Below are 19,513 nucleotides of genomic sequence, written 5' to 3'. Positions count from 1 at the left end.
CACATCGCCATGCCCGGCTGCCGAAGGACCAGTACCAGGACCACCGCCACGGTGACCACGGCCGACTGAGCCGATGGCCGCCGATCGCAGTTACGCGTACGGCGCCGCCGCCGGACTTCTCGGCGACCTCCTCCTCGGCGATCCCCGCCGCGGGCACCCGGTCGCCGCGTTCGGACGTGCGGCCGCCGCTGTCGAGGGCGCGTTGTGGCACGACCACCGCGGCTGGGGCACCCTGCACACCACCGTGTGCGCCGGTGGCGCCGTCGCGCTCGGAGCGCTGGCCGCACACGTCGTACGCCCCTCCCCCGCCGCCTCCGCCGCCCTGACCGCCGCGGCCGCCTGGGCCGTCGTCGGCGGCACCTCCCTCGCCCGCGAGGCCGAGGCCATCGGGGCCGCCCTGACGGCCGGGGACATCGAGACGGCCCGCGCCCGGCTGCCGCATCTGTGCGGCCGGGACCCGCAGGCGCTGGACGCCGACGGGATCGCACGGGCCGTGGTCGAGTCGGTCGCCGAGAACACCTCCGACGCGGTCGTGGGCGCCCTGGTGTGGGGCGCGGCCGCCGGGGTGCCGGGGCTGCTGGGCTTCCGGGCCGTCAACACCCTGGACGCGATGGTGGGTCACAAGTCCGCCCGGTACCGCCGCTTCGGCTGGGCGTCCGCGCGCCTGGACGACGTGGCCGGCTGGCCGGGGGCCCGGCTGACCGCCGTCCTCGCCGCCGCGGCCGGACCCGATCCGCGCGGCGCCCTGCGGGCCTGGCGCGCGGACGCCCGCCGCCATCCGAGCCCCAACGCCGGTCCCGTGGAGGCGTCCTTCGCGGGCGCCCTCGGCGTCCGCCTGGGCGGCACCCTCTCCTACGGCGGCCGCGTCGAACACCGGCCCGTGCTCAACGGCGCTGCCGGACGGGCCGTACAAGTCCCCGACATCGGGCGGGCCGTACGGCTCTCCCGGCGCGTCGGCCTGCTCGCGCTCGGCACCACACTCGCCGCGCGCCTTTTCGTCAACGGACCGAAGGGACGCGGGAAGTGAACGGTGGTCTCCTCGTCGCCGGCACCACCTCCGACGCCGGCAAGAGCGTCGTGACGGCCGGGATCTGCCGGTGGCTGGTGCGCCAGGGCGTGAAGGTCGCGCCGTTCAAGGCGCAGAACATGTCCCTCAACTCCTTCGTCACCCGTGAGGGCGCCGAGATCGGCCGGGCGCAGGCCATGCAGGCCCAGGCGTGCCGGATCGAGCCGACCGCGCAGATGAACCCCGTGCTGCTCAAGCCGGGCGGCGAGCAGAGCAGCCAGGTGGTGCTGCTGGGCAAACCGGTGGGCGAGATGAGCGCGCGCGGCTACCACGGCGGGCGCCGGCAGCGGCTGCTGGGCACGGTGCTGGACTGCCTGGCCGAGCTGCGCGGGCAGTACGACGCGGTGATCTGCGAGGGCGCGGGCAGCCCGGCCGAGATCAATCTGCGCCGCACCGACATCGTCAACATGGGGATCGCGCGCGGCGCCCGGCTGCCCGTGCTCGTCGTCGGCGACATCGACCGCGGCGGCGTCTTCGCCTCCTTCTTCGGCACCGTCGCCCTGCTCTCCCCCGAGGACCAGGAACTGGTCGCCGGGTTCCTGGTGAACAAGTTCCGCGGTGACGTCTCGCTGCTGGAGCCGGGCCTCGACATGCTCAAGGGCCTCACCGGGCGGCCGGCGTACGGCGTGCTGCCGTTCCGGCACGGACTCGGGATCGACGAGGAGGACGGCCTCCGCGTCTCCCTGCGGGGCACGGTGCGGGAGTCGGCCGTCGCTCCCCCGCTCGGCGCGGACGTGCTGCGCGTCGCCGTGTGCGCGATCCCGCTGATGTCCAACTTCACCGACGTGGACGCGCTCGCCGCCGAACCCGGCGTCGTGGTGCGGTTCGTGGACCGCCCGGAGGAGCTGGCCGACGCCGACCTGGTCGTCGTCCCCGGCACCCGGGGCACCGTCCGGGCGCTGCGGTGGCTGCGCGAGCGCGGCCTCGCCGACGCGCTCGCCCGCAGGGCCGCCGAGCACCGGCCCGTGCTCGGCATCTGCGGCGGCTTCCAGATCCTCGGCGAGCACATCGAGGACGACGTGGAGTCGCGGGCCGGCGCGGTCCCCGGCCTCGGACTGCTGCCCGTGCGGGTGCGGTTCGCCCGCGAGAAGACCCTCACCCGCCCCGCCGGCCGGGCCCTCGGCGAACCGGTCGAGGGGTACGAGATCCACCACGGCGTCGCCCGCGTCACGGGAGGCGAAGCCTTCCTGGACGGCTGCCGGGTCGGCGCGACCTGGGGCACCCACTGGCACGGCTCACTGGAGTCGGACGGCTTCCGCCGGGCCTTCCTGCGCGAGGTGGCCGCCGCCGCGGGCCGCCGCTTCGTGCCCGCGCCGGACACCTCCTTCGCCGCGCTGCGCGAGGAGCAGCTGGACCGGCTCGGCGATCTGATCGAACAGCACGCGGACACGGACGCGCTGTGGCGGCTCATCGAGTCCGGCGCGCCGCAAGGACTGCCCTTCATCCCACCGGGAGCGCCCGCATGAGCACAGTGTTGTTGTTGTCCACCGCCGACACCGATCTGCTGGCGGCCCGGTCCTGTGGCGCCGGCTATCTGATCGGCAACCCCACCCGGGTCGACGTCGCCGAGGAGCTGCCGCGGCTGCTGGCGGGCGCGGACCTCGCCGTCGTACGGCTCCTCGGCGGCAAGCGCGCCTGGGAGGACGGGCTGGCCGCGCTGAAGGCGTCCGGCGTCCCGGCGGTGCTGCTGGGCGGCGAGGCGGTGCCGGACGCGGAGCTGATGGCCGAGTCGACCGTGCCCGCCGGAGTGGTGGCGGAGGCGCTGCGCTATCTGGTCGAGGGCGGCCCGGACAATCTGCGCGAGCTGTCCCGGTTCCTGTCCGACACCGTGCTGCTGACCGGCGAGGGCTTCGAGGAGCCGCGCCGGATGCCGGAGTTCGGCGTGCACGGCGGATACGAGGTCCAGGAGGGCCGCCCGACCGTGGGCGTGCTCTTCTACCGGGCCCATGAACTCAGCGGCAACACCGCCTTCGTGGACACCCTGTGCACGGCCATCGAGGCGCAGGGCGCCAACGCCCTTCCGGTGTACTGCGGTTCGCTGCGCGGCGCGGACGCCGGGCTGTACGAACTGCTGGGCCGCGCCGACGCGCTGGTCGCCACCGTGCTCGCGGCCGGCGGCACCCACGCCTCCGAGGCGTCGGCGGGCGGCGACGAGGAAGCCTGGGACATCGGCGCGCTGGCCGATCTCGACGTGCCCATCCTGCAAGGGCTCTGCCTCACCTCCTCGCACTCCGCGTGGGACGAGTCGGACGCCGCCCTCTCCCCCATGGACGCGGCGATGCAGGTCGCCATCCCCGAGTTCGACGGCCGGCTGATCACCGTGCCCTTCTCCTTCAAGGAACAGGGCCCCGACGAGGTCCCGGTGTACGTCGCCGACCCCGAGCGGGCCGCCCGGGTGGCCGGGATCGCGGTGCGGCACGCCCGGCTCGGGTACAAGCCGAACGCCGAGAAACGCGTAGCGCTGGTCTTCACCGCCTACCCGACCAAGCACTCCCGGGTCGGCAACGCGGTCGGCCTGGACACGCCCGCCTCCGCGGTCCGGGTGCTGGACGCGCTGCGCGACGCCGGGTACTCCCTCAGCGAATACCCGTCCGAGGGCGACGAGTTGATCCACCGGCTGATCGAGGCCGGCGGCCATGACGTGGAGTGGCTGACCGAGGAGCAGCTGGCCACCGCACCCGCGCGGGTGCCGCTGGCCGACTACCGGGCGTGGTTCGAGACGCTGGATCCCGAGCTGCGCGAGGCGATGACCGAGGCGTGGGGCGAGCCGCCGGGCAACCTCTACGTGGACGGCGACGACATCGTGCTCGCCTCCCTCCGGTTCGGCAACGTCGTCGTGATGATCCAGCCGCCGCGCGGCTTCGGCGAGAACCCGATCGCGATCTACCACGACCCCGACATGCCGCCCTCCCACCACTACCTGGCGGCCTACCGCTGGCTCGACCACACCTTCGGCGCGGACGCGATCGTGCACATGGGCAAGCACGGCACCATGGAGTGGCTGCCGGGCAAGGGCCTCGGCCTCTCGCGCGGCTGCGCGCCGGACGCGGTGCTCGGCGAACTCCCGCTGATCTACCCGTTCATCGTCAACGACCCCGGCGAGGGCACCCAGGCCAAGCGGCGCGGGCACGCCACGGTCGTGGACCACCTGGTGCCGCCGATGGCCCGCGCCGACACCTACGGCGACCTCGCCAAGCTGGAGCAGCTGCTGGACGAGTACGCGCTCGTCTCCGACCTCGACCCGACGAAGGCGCCGGCCGTGCGCGCCCAGATCTGGACCCTGGTCAAGGCCGCCGAGCTCCACCACGACCTGCATGTGGACGAGCAGCCGGACGACGAGACGTTCGACGAGTTCGTGATGCACATCGACGGCTATCTGTGCGAGATCAAGGACGTGCAGATCCGCGACGGCCTGCACATCCTGGGCGGCGGCCCGGTCGGCGAGCCCCGCGTCAACCTCGTCCTCGCCGTGCTGCGCGCCTCCCAGGTCTGGGGCGGGCAGGCGAACGCGCTGCCGGGCCTGCGGGCCGCCCTGGCCGAGCATTTCGGGCTGGTGGAGAAGGAGCTGCTGGCCGAGCCGGGCGCGCCGCTGAAGGTGCCCGTGGAGCTGACGGACCTGGTGGAAGGTCCGGCGCGGACGGCCGCCGACGCGATCGACCTGCTGGAGCAGCTGTGCCGGCGGATCGCGGAGGGCATGGAGGCGCGGGACTGGGCGCGCGAGGCCGTACGGGAGGTCGTGCGGGAGGCGCTCGGGGGTGTCGAACTCCCGGACGCGGTCGCGGTGTCGGAGTTCGCCTGCGACGAGGTCGTACCGCGACTCGCGCGCACCACGGACGAGATCGGGCACATCCTGCGGGCGCTGGACGGCGGTTACGTCCCGGCGGGGCCCTCGGGCTCGCCGACCCGCGGCCTGGTGAACGTCCTGCCGACCGGCCGCAACTTCTACTCCGTCGACCCCAAGGCCATCCCGTCCAGGCTCAGTTGGGAGGTCGGGCAGTCGCTCGCGGACTCGCTGGTGCAGAGGTATCTGGCCGACACCGGCGCGTACCCGAAGTCCGTCGGCCTGACGGTCTGGGGCACGTCCGCGATGCGCACCCAGGGCGACGACATCGCCGAGATCCTGGCACTGCTGGGCTGCCGCCCGGTCTGGGACGACGCCTCGCGCCGGGTGACCGGCTTCGAGGTGATCCCCCCGGCCGAGCTGGGGCGCCCGCGCATCGATGTCACGGTCCGCATCTCCGGCTTCTTCCGGGACGCGTTCCCGCACGTGGTCGGGCTGATCGACGACGCGGTGCGGGCGGTGGCCGCGCTGGAGGAGCCGGCCGAGTCCAACTACGTGCGGGCGCACGTGGAGGAGGACACCGCCGAGCACGGCGACCGGCGGCGGGCCACCGCCCGTATCTTCGGCTCCAAGCCGGGCGCGTACGGCGCGGGTCTGCTGCCGCTGATCGACGCCCGCAACTGGCGCTCCGACGCGGACCTCGCCGAGGTGTACGCGGTGTGGGGCGGCTACGCGTACGGCAGGGGCCTGGACGGGCGGGCGGCGCGCGGGGACATGGAGACGGCGTTCCGGCGGATCGCGGTGGCGGCGAAGAACGTCGACACGAGAGAGCATGACATCGCGGACGCCGACGACTACTTCCAGTACCACGGCGGCATGGTGGCCATGGTGCGCCATCTGACGGGGGCCAACCCCGAGGCGTACGTGGGTGATTCGGCGGTGCCGGACCAGGTGAGGACCCGCACGCTGGGCGAGGAGACGCACCGGGTGTTCCGGGCGCGGGTGGTCAACCCGCGCTGGATGGCGGCGATGCGCAGGCACGGCTACAAGGGCGCCTTCGAGATGGCGGCGACCGTGGACTACCTGTTCGGGTACGACGCCACGGCGGGCGTGGTGGACGACTGGATGTACGAGAAGTTGTCCGCCGAGTACGTGTTCGACCCGGAGAACCGGGACTTCATGAAGAAGTCCAACCCGTGGGCGCTGCGCGGCGTCACGGAGCGGCTGCTGGAGGCGGCGGACCGGGGCCTGTGGGCCGAGCCGGACGCGGAGACGCTGGAGCGGCTGCGCGCCACCTATCTGGAGCTTGAGGGCGACTTGGAGGGCGACGACCAGTGACCACCCCCTTTCCTTTCACGGCCGTTGTCGGCCAGGACGATCTGCGGCTCGCGCTGCTGCTGAACGCCGTGTCCCCGGCGGTCGGCGGTGTGCTGGTGCGCGGCGAGAAGGGCACCGCCAAGTCGACCGCGGTACGGGCCCTTTCGGCACTGCTGCCCGAGGTGGCCGTGGTGCCCGGGTGCCGGTTCTCCTGTGCCCCCGCGGCGCCCGACCCGGGGTGCCCGGACGGGCCGCACGAGGCGGGTCCGGGTGGCGAACGGGCCGCGCGGATGGTCGAGTTGCCCGTCGGGGCCTCGGAGGACCGGCTGGTCGGGGCGCTGGACATCGAGCGGGCGCTCGCGGAGGGCGTGAAGGCGTTCGAGCCGGGCCTGCTGGCCGACGCGCACCGCGGGATCCTGTACGTGGACGAGGTCAACCTGCTCCACGACCACCTGGTCGACCTGCTGCTGGACGCGGCGGCGATGGGCGCCTCCTACGTGGAGCGCGAGGGCGTCTCGGTGCGGCACGCCTCGAAGTTCCTGCTCGTCGGGACCATGAACCCGGAGGAGGGCGAGCTGCGGCCGCAGCTGCTCGACCGGTTCGGGCTGACCGTCGAGGTCGCCGCCTCGCGGGAGCCGGACCAGCGGGTGGAGGTCGTACGACGGCGCCTCGCGTACGACGACGACCCCGCCGCCTTCGCCGCGCGCTGGGCCGGCGAGGAGGCCGCCGTACGGCAGCGGATCGTCGCGGCACGGGAGTTGCTGCCCCAGGTGCGCCTCGGTGACGCGGCGCTGCGGCAGATCGCGGCGACCTGCGCGGCCTTCGAGGTGGACGGCATGCGCGCCGACATCGTGATGGCGCGCACGGCGACCGCGCTGGCGGCGTGGGACGGGCGGACGGACGTGCTCGCGGAGGACGTACGGCAGGCGGCGCTGCTCGCGCTGCCGCACCGCAGGCGCCGCAACCCCTTCGACGCGCCGGGCCTGGACGAGGACAAGCTGGACGAGACGCTGGAGCAGTCCGCCGGTCAGGACGGGGACGGCGACGACGATCCCGACGGTCCCGGTGGCGGCGGGCAGCCGGCGCCCGAGTCCGGTCCCGAGGGCGGCGGGGACACCGCCGCGCGGCCGGAGGCCGGTGAGGGCGGGGAGCCGCAGCCCGCCGGTGCCGGCGCGGGTGAGCAGTCCCCGGTGCGGGCGGCCGAGCCGTTCCGGACCAAGGTGCTCAGCGTGCCCGGGATCGGGGAGGGTGCCGCCGGGCGGCGTTCGCGGGCGCGGACCGAGCACGGCCGGACCACGGGGGCGCGGCGGCCGCAGGGGGCGCTGACCAAGCTGCATCTGGCGGCGACCGTGCAGGCGGCGGCGCCGCATCAGCGGGCGCGCGGCCGGTCCGGGCCCGGCCTCGTGGTCCGCCGGGACGATCTGCGGCAGGCGAGCCGGGAGGGGCGCGAGGGCAATCTCGTGCTGTTCGTGGTGGACGCCTCGGGGTCGATGGCGGCCCGGCAGCGGATGGGCGCGGTGAAGGGTGCCGTGCTGTCGCTGCTGCTCGACGCCTATCAGCGGCGGGACAAGGTGGGTCTGGTGACCTTCCGGGGCTCCGGCGCGGACGTGGCGCTGCCGCCGACGTCCTCGGTCGACGCGGCGGCCGTACGGCTTCAGTCGCTGCCGACGGGCGGCCGTACCCCGCTCGCGGCGGGGCTGCTCAAGGCGCACGAGGTGCTGCGGGTGGAGCGGTTGCGGGATCCGGCGCGGCGGGCGCTGCTGGTCGTCGTCACGGACGGCCGGGCGACGGGCGGTCCGGAGCCGGTGGCGCTCGCGGGGCGGGCGGCGCGGCTGTTCGCGGCCGAGCAGGTCGCCTCGGTGGTCGTGGACTGCGAGTCGGGGCCGGTACGGCTCGGGCTCGCCGGGCAGCTCGCGGGTGAACTCGCGGGTACGGCCGTCACGTTGGACGAGCTGCGGGCGGACTCCATCGCCGGGCTGGTACGGGATGTGCAGGGGACGTCGAGGAGGGCCGCGTAGTGCCGCAGGGACAGCCGAGTGTCGTACCGGACGACGGACTGACGACCCGTCAGCGTCGCAACCGGCCGCTGGTGGTGGTGCACACGGGCGTCGGCAAGGGGAAGTCCACCGCCGCGTTCGGGCTGGCGCTGCGGGCCTGGAACCAGGGGTGGCCCATCGGGGTGTTCCAGTTCGTCAAGTCGGCGAAGTGGAAGGTCGGCGAGGAGAACGCGCTGCGGGTGCTCGGGGCCTCCGGCGAGGGCGGGCGCGTGGACTGGCACAAGATGGGCGAGGGCTGGTCCTGGGTGCAGCGGGACGCGCAGATGGACAACGAGGAGAAGGCGCGGGAGGGCTGGGAGCAGGTCAAGCGTGACCTGGCGGCCGAGACGTACCGGTTCTACGTCCTCGACGAGTTCGCGTACCCGATGCACTGGGGGTGGGTGGACACCGAGGAGGTCGTGGAGGTGCTGCGCGGCCGTCCCGGTACCCAGCATGTGGTGATCACCGGGCGGAACGCGCCGGCGAAGCTGGTGGACTTCGCGGATCTCGTGACCGACATGTCCAAGGTCAAGCACCCCATGGACGTGGGGCAGAAGGGCCAGAAGGGCATCGAGTGGTGACACCGTCGATGCCGCGGCTGGTCGTCGCCGCGCCCTCCTCGGGCAGCGGCAAGACCACCGTGGCCACGGGGCTGATGGCCGCGTTCGCCGCGCGGGGGCTCGCCGTGTCCCCGCACAAGGTCGGGCCGGACTACATCGATCCCGGGTATCACGCGCTCGCGACCGGGCGGACGGGGCGGAACCTGGACGCGTACCTGTGCGGGCCGGAGCTGATCGCTCCGCTCTTCCTGCACGGGGCGCGGGGGTGCGACCTCGCCGTGGTCGAGGGTGTGATGGGGCTGTACGACGGTGCGGCCGGGGAGGGTGAGCTGGCGTCCACCGCGCAGGTGGCGAAGCTGCTGGGGGCGCCGGTGGTGCTGGTGGTGGACGCGTCGGCGCAGTCGCGGTCGGTGGCGGCGCTGGTGCACGGGTTCGTGTCGTGGGATCCGCGGGTGCGGGTCGGGGGCGTGATCCTGAACAAGGTGGGGTCGGCGCGGCACGAGGCTCTGTTGCGGGAGGCGCTGGAGTCCGTCGGGGTGCCGGTGCTGGGGGTGTTGCGGCGGGCTCCGCTGGTGGAGACGCCTTCCCGGCATCTGGGGTTGGTTCCGGTGGCCGAGCGGCGCGGGGTCGCGGTGGACGCCGTTGCGGAGATGGCGGCGTTGGTGGCCGGTGGGTGTGATCTGCCCGCGCTGGAGAGGCTGGCGCGTTCCGCGGGCGCCGTCCCAGGGGGCTCCGCCCCCTGGACCCCCGACTTCTCGCCCACCCACGACCACCCGTCTCAGCGAACTGGAAGGCCAAGGCCCAAAATCGCCGTCGCCGGTGGCCCCGCCTTCACCTTCTCCTACGCCGAGCACACCGAACTCCTCACCGCCGCCGGCGCCGACGTCGTCACCTTCGATCCGCTTCGTGACGAGGAACTGCCCGACGGCACCGCCGGGCTGGTCATCGGCGGCGGGTTCCCCGAGGTGTACACCGCCGAGCTGTCGGCCAACAAGCCGCTCCGGGCCGCCGTGTCCGAACTCGCGGAGCGTGGCGCGCCGATCGCCGCCGAGTGTGCCGGACTCCTCTACCTGTGCCGGGAGTTGGACGGCAGTCCCATGTGCGGCGTGCTGGACGCCACCGCGCGGATGGCGGAGCGGCTCACGCTCGGGTACCGGGATGCCGTGGCCGTCGGGGACAGTGTGCTGGCCGGTGCCGGGACGCGGATGCGGGGGCACGAGTTCCACCGCACCGTGGTGGAGCCGGGGGCCGGTGCCGTGCCCGCCTGGGGGTTTTGGGGCCGGGAGCGGCGGGTCGAGGGTTTTGTACAGCGGGGCGTGCACGCGAGTTATCTGCACACGCACTGGGCGTCCGAGCCCGGTGTCGCCCATCGGTTCGTGGAGAGGTGCCGGACGTCATGAGCAGCAGGCTGATCGGTGTCGGGGTCGGCCCCGGGGACCCGGAGCTGGTGACCGTGAAGGGGGTCAACGCGCTGCGGGCGGCCGAGGTGGTCGTCGTCCCCGTGATGGACAGCGGTGAGCGCGGGCGGGCCGAGGCGACCGTGGCGCACTACGTGTCCGGGGAGAAGATCGTCCGCGTGGTGTTCGCGCTGAACGAGCGGTCCGACCGGGCGCGCCGGGAGGCCGCCTGGGACGCGGCGGGCGCGCGGGTCGCGGAGCTGCTGGGGCGGCACGGCTCGGTCGCGTTCGCCACCATCGGGGACCCGAACGTGTACTCGACGTTCACGTATCTCGCGCAGACCATCGCCGGGCTGGTGCCCGGGGTGGTCGTGGAGACCGTGCCCGGGATCACCGCCATGCAGGATCTCGCGGCGCGCTCCGGTGCCGTGCTGACCGAGGGCACCGAGCCGCTGACGCTGGTGCCGGTGACGGCGGGCGCGGCGGTGCTGGAGGAGGCGCTGGCCGGTCCGGGGACGGTCGTGGCGTACAAGTTCGGGCGGCAGGCCGCCGAGGTCGCCGGGGCGCTGGCGCGGGCCGGGCGGCTGGACGACGCGGTGTGGGGCTCGGCGCTGGGGCTGCCGGAGGAGTCGGTGCGGCGCGCGGCGGAGCTGGACGGCTCGCCGCTGCCGTACCTGTCGACGCTGATCGCGCCGCCGCGGCGGGACGGCGGGCGGGGCGGGAAACTGTGACCGGTGCCCGGCGGCCGGCACGGTCAGCCGGAGATGCCGACCACCAGCCAGATGAACGCGGCCCCGGCCACCGTGCACAGCAGGGTGGAGCGGGCGGGGTGCTCGTGATGGGCCTCGGGCAGGATCTCGGCGGCGGCGAGGTAGAGCAGGACGCCGCCGAAGAGGCCGAGATAGCCGCCGAGCACCGGTTCGGGGATGTGGAAGAAGACGGTCGACAGCGCGCCCACCAGGGGGGCGCAGGCGTCCGCGACCAGCATCCCGATGGCGCGCCGGCGGGCGTTGCCGTACAGGCTGGTGATGGTGAAGGTGTTGAAGCCGTCCGCGAAGTCGTGGGCGATCACGGCGAGCGCGACGGCCGTGCCCATGCCGCTGCCGACCTGGAAGGCGGCGCCGATGGCGACGCCGTCCATGGCGCTGTGGCCCACCATGGCGCCGGCCGCGGTGAGGCCCACCTCGGGCGCCCGGTGGTGATCGTGCTCGGCGCCGCCGTGGGCGGCCTGGCGCGCGGCGAGGGTGCGTTCCACGAGATGGGCGAGCAGAAATCCGGCCACGAACAGCAGCAGGGCCGCGGGGACGCCGAAGATCTCGCGGTCGGCGGCGCGCAGCGCCTCCGGCAGCAGGTCGAGGCCGACCACGCCCAGCATCAGACCGCCGGCGAGTCCCAGGACGAGATGCCGACGGTCGGTCACTCGCTGAGCCGTCCAGCCGCCGGCCAGCGTCATCAGGAACGCGCCGAGCGCGACGAAGACCGCCATAGGCACTTGCTATCCGATGAAGGCGCCTTCGCGCACATCGGGCACCTCACATACCGCCTCGCATCCTGACATTTCACCCCGCTACTGCCGTGTGCTTTCCGTACGAGAGGATTTTCCCGATGGCCGACGCCGTCCCGGACGCCCCTGCCGGCGCCACCACCGAGACCCCTGGCGAGGACGTCGCCGCCACCCCCCTGGGTGACGGTGGCGGAAAAGTGACCTTCGTCGGGGCGGGCCCCGGCGCCGCCGATCTGCTGACGTTCCGGGCCGCGCGGGCGATCGCCGAGGCGGACGTGGTGATCTGGGCGGCGAGCCTGGTGCAGGCGGAGGTGCTGGAGCACGCGCGCGCGGACGCGGAGGTGCTGGACTCGGCGGCCATGTCCCTGGAGCAGGTCGTCGCGGTCTACACGCGGGCGCGCGCCGAGGGCCTGAAGGTGGCGCGGATCCACTCCGGCGACCCGGCGCTGTGGGGCGGTACCCAGGAGCAGCTGGACCGGTGCGCGGAGCTGGGCATCGCCACCGAGGTGGTGCCCGGGGTGTCGTCGTTCTCCGCGGTGGCCGCCCTCGCGCAGCGGGAGCTGACGATCCCCGAGGTCGCGCAGTCCGTCGTGCTCACCCGGCTCGGCGGCGGCAAGACGCCGATGCCGCCCGGCGAGGAGGTGCGCGAGTTCGCCCGGCACGGCACCACGATGGCGCTCTTCCTGTCGGCGGCGCGCAGCGGTCAGCTGGTGCGGGAGCTGCTGGAGGGCGGCTATCCGACGTCCACTCCGGTGATCGTCGCCTACCAGGCGACCTGGCCGGAGGAGCTGATCGTGCGGTGCACGATCGGCACCCTGGAGGAGACGGTCAAGGAGCACAGGCTCTGGAAGCACACGCTGTTCCTGGTCGGGCCCGCGCTGGCCGCGCGGGGCACCCGCTCGCACCTCTACCACCCCGGGCACTTCCACGGCTACCGCAAGGCCGAGCCCGGTGCGCGGCGGGCGCTGCGCGAGCGAGGGGCGGGCGGATGATCACGGTCGTCGGCACGGGGACGGGGGCACCGCTTCCCGAGGACGTCGCGTCGGGCGCCGCGCTCGTCGTCGGCGGGCGGCGGCATCTGGACGCGGTGCGGCTGCCCGCCGGGGCCGAGCGGATCGTGCTCGGGCCGCTGGCGCCCGCGCTGGACGCCATCGCCGGGTACGTCGGCAAGGAGCTGCCGGTGCTGGTGCTGGCCTCCGGGGACCCCGGTTTCTTCGGGATCGTCCGGGCGCTCGCCGAGCGCTTCGGCCCGGAGCGGCTGTCGGTGCGGCCGGGGGTCTCCTCGGTGGCCGCCGCGTTCGCCCGGCTCGGGCTGCCCTGGGACGACGCGCTCGTGGTCAGCGCGCACGGCAGGGATCTGCGCACCGCCGTGAACGTCTGCCGCGCGCGTCCGAAGGTCGCCGTCCTCACCGGCCCGGGCGCGGGCCCGGCCGAACTGGGCGCCGCGCTCACCGGCCACGACCGGACCCTCGTGGTGGCCACCGCGCTGGGCGACCCGCAGCGGGAACGGGTGGAGCGGGTCACGCCCGCGCAGGCGGCGGCGCGGGACTGGGGTACGGCGGTGAGCGTGGTGCTGTGCCTGGCGGAGCCCCCGGCACCGGGCCCCCCGCGCACCGTCGCCGGGGTGCCCGCCGCTCCGGCCCGCTGGGCCCTGGAGGAAGCCGCGTTCGCCCACCGCGACTCGATGATCACCAAGTTCGAGGTGCGCGCGCTCGCGCTGGCCCGGCTCGGGCCGCGGCTCGGGGACCTGGTGTGGGACGTCGGCGCGGGGTCCGGGTCGGTCGCGGTGGAGTGCGCGCGGCTCGGCGCGGCCGTCGTCGCGGTCGAGAAGGCCGCGGACGGGGTGGACCGGATCCGGGAGAACGCCCGCGCCCACGGCGTCGAGGTGGAGGCCGTGCACGGCACCGCGCCCGACGCGCTGGCCGCGCTGGCGGACGATCCGGACGCCGTCTTCATCGGCGGCGGGGGGCGCGAGCTGCCCGCCGTGATCCGGGCGTGCGCGCTGCGTGCGCGCCGGACCGTGGTGGTGGCGATGGCCGCCCTGGACCGGGTGCCCGCGGCCCGCGAGGCGCTGACCGGCGCCGGGTTCGACTGCGAGGGCGTGCTGCTGCACTCCTCGCGGCTCGCCCCGCTGCCGGGTGAGGTGACCCGGCTCGCGGCCACCAACCCGGTGTTTCTGCTCTGGGGCGTCAGAACCCCCGTTCCCATCGAAGGAGTTGACCAGTGATCGGCCTGATTTCCGCCACCGCGGCGGGGGCGGCGGCACGCGACCGGCTGGCCGCGGCCTGGCCGGACCGCACCCGGGTGTACGAGGGCCCGGTCGGGGAGGCGGTACGGTCCGCGTTCGCCGAGTGCGAGCAGCTGGTGTGCTTCCTGGCGACGGGCGCGACGGTACGGCTGCTCGCGCCGCTGCTCGCCGGCAAGGCGGCCGACCCCGGCGTGGTCTGTGTGGACGAGGGCGGCCGGTTCGCGGTGTCGCTGCTCGGCGGCCATGGCGGCGGCGCCAATGAACTCGCGCGGGAAGTGGGCGATTTGCTCGGTGCCGAGCCGGTGGTGACGACCGCCACGGACGCCGTGGGACTGGCCGGTCTGGACACGCTCGGCCTGCCCTGCGAGGGCGCGGTCGCCGCCGTGTCCCGGGCCCTGCTGGACGGCGAACCGGTCGCGCTCGCCGCCGAGTCGGCGTGGCCGCTGCCGCCGCTGCCGGTGTCGCCGCAGGGGTCGTACACGATCCGGCTCACCGACCGGGACGTCGAACCCGGCGAGCGCGAGGTGCTGTTGCGGCCGCCGTCCCTCGTCGTCGGGGTCGGCGCCTCCAGGGGCGCCCCGGTGGCGGAGGTGCTCGGGCTGATCGAGGGCGCGCTGCGGGAGGCGGGGCTGTCCCCGAGGTCCGTCGCCGAACTCGCCACCGTGGACGCCAAGTCGCAGGAGCCGGGCATCCTGGGCGCCGCCGAGCGGCTGGGCGTGCCCGTGGTGACGTACTCCGCCGAGGAGCTGGCCGCCGTCGAGGTGCCCAACCCCTCCGCCGCCCCGCTCGCGGCCGTCGGCACCCCGTCGGTCGCCGAGGCGGCCGCGCTGCTCGGCGGCGGCGAACTCCTCGTCCCCAAGCGGAAGTCGGACGCCGTCCCGGCGATGGCGACCTGCGCCGTGGTGCGCAGGCCCGGGCGTGGGCGGCTCGCGGTGGTCGGGCTCGGGCCCGGCGCCCGGGATCTGCTCACCCCGCGCGCGGCGGCAGAGCTGCGCCGGGCCTCGGTGCTGGTCGGGCTCGACCAGTACGTGGACCAGATCCGCGATCTGCTGCGGCCCGGCACCCGGGTGCTGGAGTCCGGGCTCGGCGCCGAGGAGGAGCGGGCCCGCACCGCCGTGGCGGAGGCCCGGCGCGGGCACGCGGTGGCGCTGATCGGCAGCGGGGACGCGGGCGTGTACGCCATGGCCTCGCCCGCGCTCGCCGAGGCGTCCGACGACATCGAGGTGATCGGGGTGCCCGGGGTGACGGCCGCGCTGGCCGCCGCCGCGATCCTCGGCGCCCCGCTGGGCCACGACCATGTCTCCATCAGCCTCTCCGACCTGCACACGCCGTGGGAGGTCATCGAGCGGCGGGTGCGGGCGGCGGCCGAGGCGGACCTCGTGGTCACTTTCTACAACCCCCGGTCCCGGGGCCGCGACTGGCAGCTGCCCAAGGCGCTCGGCATCCTCGCCGAGCACCGCGCGCCGACGACGCCCGTGGGTGTCGTGCGCAACGCCTCGCGGCCGGACGGGTCGAGCCGGGTCACCACGCTCGCGGCGCTCGACCCGGCGAGCGTCGACATGATGACGGTCGTCACCGTGGGCAACACCGCGACCCGGACCGTCGCCGGGCGCATGGTGACCCCGCGCGGCTACCGCTGGCAGAGCGGACGCCCGCAGGAGACGGAGGAGGCCCGGTGAACCGGATCGTGCACCCCATCGAGCAGGAGTCCTTCCGGCGGCTGCGCGCCCGCCTGGACACCTCGCACCTCCCGCCGCTGACCCGGGCGGTGGTGGAGCGGGTCATCCACTCCGCCGCCGACCTGGAGTACGCGAGCGATCTCGTGCTGGCGGAGGCGGACCTGGGGCCGGCGCATGCCGCGCTGCACGCCGGGGCGCCGGTCGTGGTGGACGTGGAGATGGTCGCCGCCGGCATCACCCGGCGCGCGACCGTGTGCCGGCTCAAGGACGCCAGGTCCGGCCCCGGACTGACCCGTTCGGCGCATGCGATCCGGCTCGCCTACGAGGAGGTCGGGCCCGGCGCCCTGTGGGTGATCGGCTGTGCGCCGACCGCCCTGGAGGAGCTGCTGACCCTGGACGCCGACCCGGCGCTCGTCATCGGCCTGCCCGTCGGCTTCGTCGGCGCGGCCGAGTCCAAGGCCGCGCTGCGCGAGAGCGGGCTGCCCGCCGTGAGCAACGTGTCCGAGAAGGGCGGCTCGGCGGTCGCGGCCGCCGCCCTCAACGCCCTGCTGTACCAACCGATTTCCCCCGAGGAGACCCTGTGACCACCCCGCCCGCCCTGCTGATCGCCGGCCATGGCACCCGTGACGACGCCGGAGCCGAGGCGTTCCGTGCCTTCGTACGGGAGCTGGGGCGCCGCCGTCCCGACCTGCCCGTCGCGGGCGGCTTCATCGAGCTGTCCCCGCCGCCGCTCGGCGACGCGGTGGCCGAGCTGGTGGAGCGGGGCGTACGCCGGTTCGCGGCCGTGCCGCTGATGCTGGTGTCCGCCGGGCACGCCAAGGGCGACATCCCGGCCGCGCTGGCCCGTGAGAAGGAACGGCACCCGGGCATCTCGTACACCTACGGCCGCCCGCTGGGCCCGCACCCGGCGCTGCTGAACGTGCTGGAGCGGCGCCTGGACGAGGCGATCGGGGACCAGGACCGCGCGGAGGTGACCGTACTGCTGGTCGGCCGCGGCTCCACCGACCCGGACGCCAACGCGGAGGTGTTCAAGGCGGCCCGGCTGCTGTGGGAGGGCCGGGGGTACGCCGGCGTGGAGACGGCGTTCGTGTCCCTCGCCGCGCCGGACGTGCCGAGCGGTCTGGACCGCTGTGTGGCGCTGGGGGCGCGGAAGATCGTCGTGCTCCCCTACTTCCTGTTCACCGGGATCCTCCCGGACCGGGTGCGGCGGCAGACCGAGGAGTGGGCGGCCGCGCACCCGGAGACCCCGGTGTCCTCGGCCGATGTCATCGGTCCCGAGCCGGAGTTGCTCGACCTGGTGCTCGAACGGTACGAGGAGGCCGTCAAGGGCGACCTGCGCATGAACTGCGACTCGTGCGTGTACCGGATCGCGCTGCCGGGCTTCGAGGACAAGGTGGGCCTGCCGCAGCAGCCGCACTTCCACCCGGACGACGACGGCCACGACCACGGGCACGGCCATCACCACCACGGCGGGCACACGCACAGCCATGCCCACTGAGGACTCCCCCGGGCCGGACCTGCGCCACCACGGGGACGCCGAGGTACGGGACGACGGCGCGGCGCTGGTCGATCTCGCCGTCAACGTACGGTCGGACACGCCCCCGCCCTGGCTGCGGGAACGGATCGCCGCCTCCCTGACCTCCCTCGCGGCCTACCCGGACGGGCGGGCCGCGCGGGCGGCGGTGGCGGCGCGGCACGGGCTGCCGGTGTCGCGGGTGCTGCTGACGGCGGGCGCGGCGGAGGCGTTCGTGCTGCTCGCCCGCGCCCTCGAGGTCCGCCGACCGGTCGTCGTGCACCCGCAGTTCACCGAGCCGGAGGCGGCGCTGCGGGACGCCGGGCACACGGTGGAGCGGGTGCTGCTGCGGCCCGAGGACGGCTTCCGGCTGGATGCCGCGCTGGTGCCGGAGCGGGCGGATCTGGTGGTGATCGGCAATCCGACCAACCCGACGTCGGTCCTGCATCCGGCCTCGGTGATCGCCGGGCTCGCCCGGCCCGGGCGGGTGCTGGTGGTCGACGAGGCGTTCATGGACGCGGTGCCGGGCGAGCGGGAGGCGCTGGCCGGGCGGACGGACGTCCCCGGACTCGTGGTGCTGCGCAGCCTCACCAAGACCTGGGGGCTCGCGGGTCTGCGCATCGGCTACGCGCTGGCCGAGCCCGGGATCGTCGCCGAGCTGGAGCGGGCCCAGCCGCTGTGGCCGGTGTCCACACCGGCGCTGGCCGCCGCCGAGGCGTGCGTGTCGGCCCGCGCCCTGGCGGAGGCGGGCCACGCGGCCCATCGCATCGCGAGCGACCGGGCGCACCTGGTCGCGGGCCTGTCCGCGTTCGCCTCCCGCGGGGTGCGGGTCGCGGGACCGGCCGAGGGGTCCTTCGTGCTGGTGGGCGTCCCGGAGGCGGCGGCCGTACGACGCCGGCTGCGGGACCTCGGCTACGCCGTGCGCCGCGGGGACACGTTCCCCGGCCTCGGCGCCGGCTGGATACGCCTCGCCGTCCGCGACCGGCCCACGACGGACGCCTTCCTGACGGCGCTGGCAGCCGCCCTCGGCTGACGGAAACCCCCGCCCCTGTCGACCACCCTCGGCCAACGGGAACCACCCCCTCGATCCTGCCGACGCCCCCGGCCGACAGACCCCCCTCAGCCCGGCGACCGCCCCCCGGCCGGCGGAAGCCGCCCCCCTCGGGGCCCCGACGACTGCTTGCGGCTGTTGGGAGCCGCCGTCCTCGATCCTGCCGACGGCCCCCGGTCGACAGGCCCCCGGCCGCCAGATCCCCCTCAGCCCCGACGACCACCCCGGGCTGATGGGAGCCATCCCCTCGGTCCACGCAGGCCCCGGCACGGCTCGGGACCGGTGAGGTCCCCCCGGCCTCCCCGGTCCCGCCCCGTCGCTCCCCCTGCCGTCAGCTCCTGCGGCGGCGCGCCATCAGTACCGCGCCGCCGCCCGCCGCCAGCAGCGCCACCGCGCCGCCCGCGATGTACGGCGTCGCCGGGTTGCCTCCCGTCTCCGCGAGGTTGGTGTCCGAGGCGCCGCCCTGCGGTTTCACGTCGGAGACCGGCGCGGCGTCGGACTTGGTGCCGGAGCCCGGGTCGTGACTCTGCGTCGGGGGCTTCGAGGGCGGCGCCATCGGGGACTCGCAGGTGGCCTTGGCCAGCGTGACCGTGCCCTCGACGTCCGCCACGTTCAGCTTCAACGGGTTGACGGAGACCTTCAGTTGGAGCGCGGTCGCGGTCGCCGTGCGCGAGGTGGTACTGCGCTGCGCGAGATCGAGGCGGACCTCGCCGACGCCGGGCACCTTGACCTCGACCGGCCCCCCGGCGGTGAGCGTGACCCGGCGGCCGAGGACGGTGACCGTGCCGACGATCTTCGTGTCGGCGGCCGGGGGCTTGCCCACCTCGCAGGTGGCCCGCGCGGTGACGGTGTCCACCTCGATCAGGGACAGCAGGGGCAGGCCGGGGACGTGCAGCCTGGCGTGCACGAGGCGGACGGAGCCCTCGGCGCGCCGGCCGGTGACGGTGGCCCGGGACTGGGCCACGTCCGCGCTGAGCACGGTGAACGGGTTGCCGCCGGACACCCCGTCGAGCCGGGCGGACAGGGCGGTCCGGTCGGCGCTCCGGGGTGCCGTGACCTCGTTGAGGGAGACGGCGAGCGGGACGTCGACGGACTTGTCGAGCAGGGACACGTCGAGCCCGGTGTGCAGGACGACGGCGGTGGCGCGGCCGGGATTCTCGGACGCGTGCGCCGCGCCCGCGCCGAGGACGGCGGGCGCGGTGGCCAGTGCGGTGACGGTCGCCGCAGCGGCCAGACGGCGCACGGGCATACGGAAGTTGGTGCTGTTCAAGGCGGTGGGACCCCCCACTTGAAATGCTTGGGACCCGTCAACCTTGTCGCCAGTGTGGGTGAACGGTCAGCAAACCTGGGTCACTTCACTC

At 74.8% G+C, this 19,513-nt stretch carries 15 protein-coding genes; 13 read left to right on the top strand and 2 right to left on the bottom strand.

Annotation, left to right across the window (positions count from 1 at the left end):
• Window positions 1-73 precede the first annotated feature (73 nt).
• Genes QHG49_RS26890 through cobI form a run of 7 tightly spaced genes read left to right on the top strand, consistent with a single transcriptional unit; the run spans window position 74 to window position 10,888 of the window.
• Window positions 74-1,027 (top strand): cobalamin biosynthesis protein, encoded by a 954-nt coding sequence (locus QHG49_RS26890; protein WP_301491614.1) that lies wholly within the window; start codon window positions 74-76, stop codon window positions 1,025-1,027.
• On the top strand, window positions 1,024-2,532 hold the full coding sequence (locus QHG49_RS26885) for a cobyric acid synthase (RefSeq protein WP_301491613.1): 1,509 nt from the start codon (window positions 1,024-1,026) through the stop codon (window positions 2,530-2,532). Before QHG49_RS26890 ends, QHG49_RS26885 begins: the two co-directional genes overlap by 4 nt.
• Window positions 2,529-6,185: a cobaltochelatase subunit CobN gene (gene cobN, locus QHG49_RS26880; RefSeq protein ID WP_301491612.1), complete on the top strand. Its 3,657-nt coding sequence runs from the start codon at window positions 2,529-2,531 to the stop codon at window positions 6,183-6,185. Before QHG49_RS26885 ends, cobN begins: the two co-directional genes overlap by 4 nt.
• Window positions 6,182-8,182, top strand: a complete 2,001-nt coding sequence (locus QHG49_RS26875; protein WP_301491611.1) for a putative cobaltochelatase — start codon at window positions 6,182-6,184, stop codon at window positions 8,180-8,182. Before cobN ends, QHG49_RS26875 begins: the two co-directional genes overlap by 4 nt.
• On the top strand, window positions 8,182-8,781 hold the full coding sequence (cobO, locus tag QHG49_RS26870; RefSeq protein ID WP_301491610.1) for a cob(I)yrinic acid a,c-diamide adenosyltransferase: 600 nt from the start codon (window positions 8,182-8,184) through the stop codon (window positions 8,779-8,781). Before QHG49_RS26875 ends, cobO begins: the two co-directional genes overlap by 1 nt.
• 8 nt (window positions 8,782-8,789) lie before the next feature.
• Window positions 8,790-10,160, top strand: a complete 1,371-nt coding sequence (locus QHG49_RS26865) for a cobyrinate a,c-diamide synthase (protein ID WP_301491609.1) — start codon at window positions 8,790-8,792, stop codon at window positions 10,158-10,160.
• Window positions 10,157-10,888 carry a precorrin-2 C(20)-methyltransferase gene (gene cobI / locus QHG49_RS26860; RefSeq protein ID WP_301491608.1) on the top strand — a complete coding sequence of 244 codons (732 nt, stop codon included), beginning with the start codon at window positions 10,157-10,159 and terminating at the stop codon, window positions 10,886-10,888. The genes QHG49_RS26865 and cobI overlap by 4 nt, the downstream gene beginning before the upstream one ends.
• A gap of 23 nt (window positions 10,889-10,911) precedes the next feature.
• Here cobI and QHG49_RS26855 read toward each other — a convergent pair whose 3' ends face one another.
• Complete coding sequence (locus QHG49_RS26855) at window positions 10,912-11,643, bottom strand: ZIP family metal transporter (RefSeq protein ID WP_111586407.1); 732 nt, start codon at window positions 11,641-11,643, stop codon at window positions 10,912-10,914.
• Between the two features lie 119 nt (window positions 11,644-11,762).
• Between QHG49_RS26855 and cobM the strand changes: the two genes are divergently transcribed.
• From cobM to cobC, 6 genes are read left to right on the top strand one after another with little or no spacing between them, the layout of a single operon-like run.
• Window positions 11,763-12,653 (top strand): precorrin-4 C(11)-methyltransferase, encoded by an 891-nt coding sequence (gene cobM, locus QHG49_RS26850; protein ID WP_236576252.1) that lies wholly within the window; start codon window positions 11,763-11,765, stop codon window positions 12,651-12,653.
• Window positions 12,650-13,888, top strand: a complete 1,239-nt coding sequence (gene cbiE, locus QHG49_RS26845; RefSeq protein WP_301491607.1) for a precorrin-6y C5,15-methyltransferase (decarboxylating) subunit CbiE — start codon at window positions 12,650-12,652, stop codon at window positions 13,886-13,888. Before cobM ends, cbiE begins: the two co-directional genes overlap by 4 nt.
• The gene (gene cobJ, locus QHG49_RS26840; RefSeq protein WP_301491606.1) at window positions 13,885-15,588 is read left to right on the top strand and encodes a precorrin-3B C(17)-methyltransferase; all 1,704 of its coding nucleotides are present in this window, start codon (window positions 13,885-13,887) and stop codon (window positions 15,586-15,588) included. Before cbiE ends, cobJ begins: the two co-directional genes overlap by 4 nt.
• Complete coding sequence (locus QHG49_RS26835) at window positions 15,585-16,172, top strand: precorrin-8X methylmutase (RefSeq protein ID WP_301491605.1); 588 nt, start codon at window positions 15,585-15,587, stop codon at window positions 16,170-16,172. Before cobJ ends, QHG49_RS26835 begins: the two co-directional genes overlap by 4 nt.
• On the top strand, window positions 16,169-17,086 hold the full coding sequence (locus QHG49_RS26830) for a sirohydrochlorin chelatase (protein ID WP_145489174.1): 918 nt from the start codon (window positions 16,169-16,171) through the stop codon (window positions 17,084-17,086). The genes QHG49_RS26835 and QHG49_RS26830 overlap by 4 nt, the downstream gene beginning before the upstream one ends.
• A complete protein-coding gene (gene cobC, locus QHG49_RS26825; protein ID WP_159700257.1) occupies window positions 17,076-18,134 on the top strand; it encodes an Rv2231c family pyridoxal phosphate-dependent protein CobC in 1,059 nt (352 codons plus the stop codon). The genes QHG49_RS26830 and cobC overlap by 11 nt, the downstream gene beginning before the upstream one ends.
• Window positions 18,135-18,483: 349 nt before the next feature.
• On the opposite strand, the gene QHG49_RS26820 is transcribed toward cobC, so the two are convergent.
• Window positions 18,484-19,422, bottom strand: a complete 939-nt coding sequence (locus QHG49_RS26820) for an SCO1860 family LAETG-anchored protein (protein ID WP_301491604.1) — start codon at window positions 19,420-19,422, stop codon at window positions 18,484-18,486.
• Window positions 19,423-19,513 lie beyond the last annotated feature (91 nt).

The organism is Streptomyces sp. WP-1 (genome assembly GCF_030450125.1).
GTDB classification, from domain to species: Bacteria; Actinomycetota; Actinomycetes; order Streptomycetales; family Streptomycetaceae; genus Streptomyces; species Streptomyces incarnatus.
The sequence above is the reverse complement of the archived record's forward strand: the minus strand, read 5'-3'. Positions and strand labels throughout refer to the sequence as shown.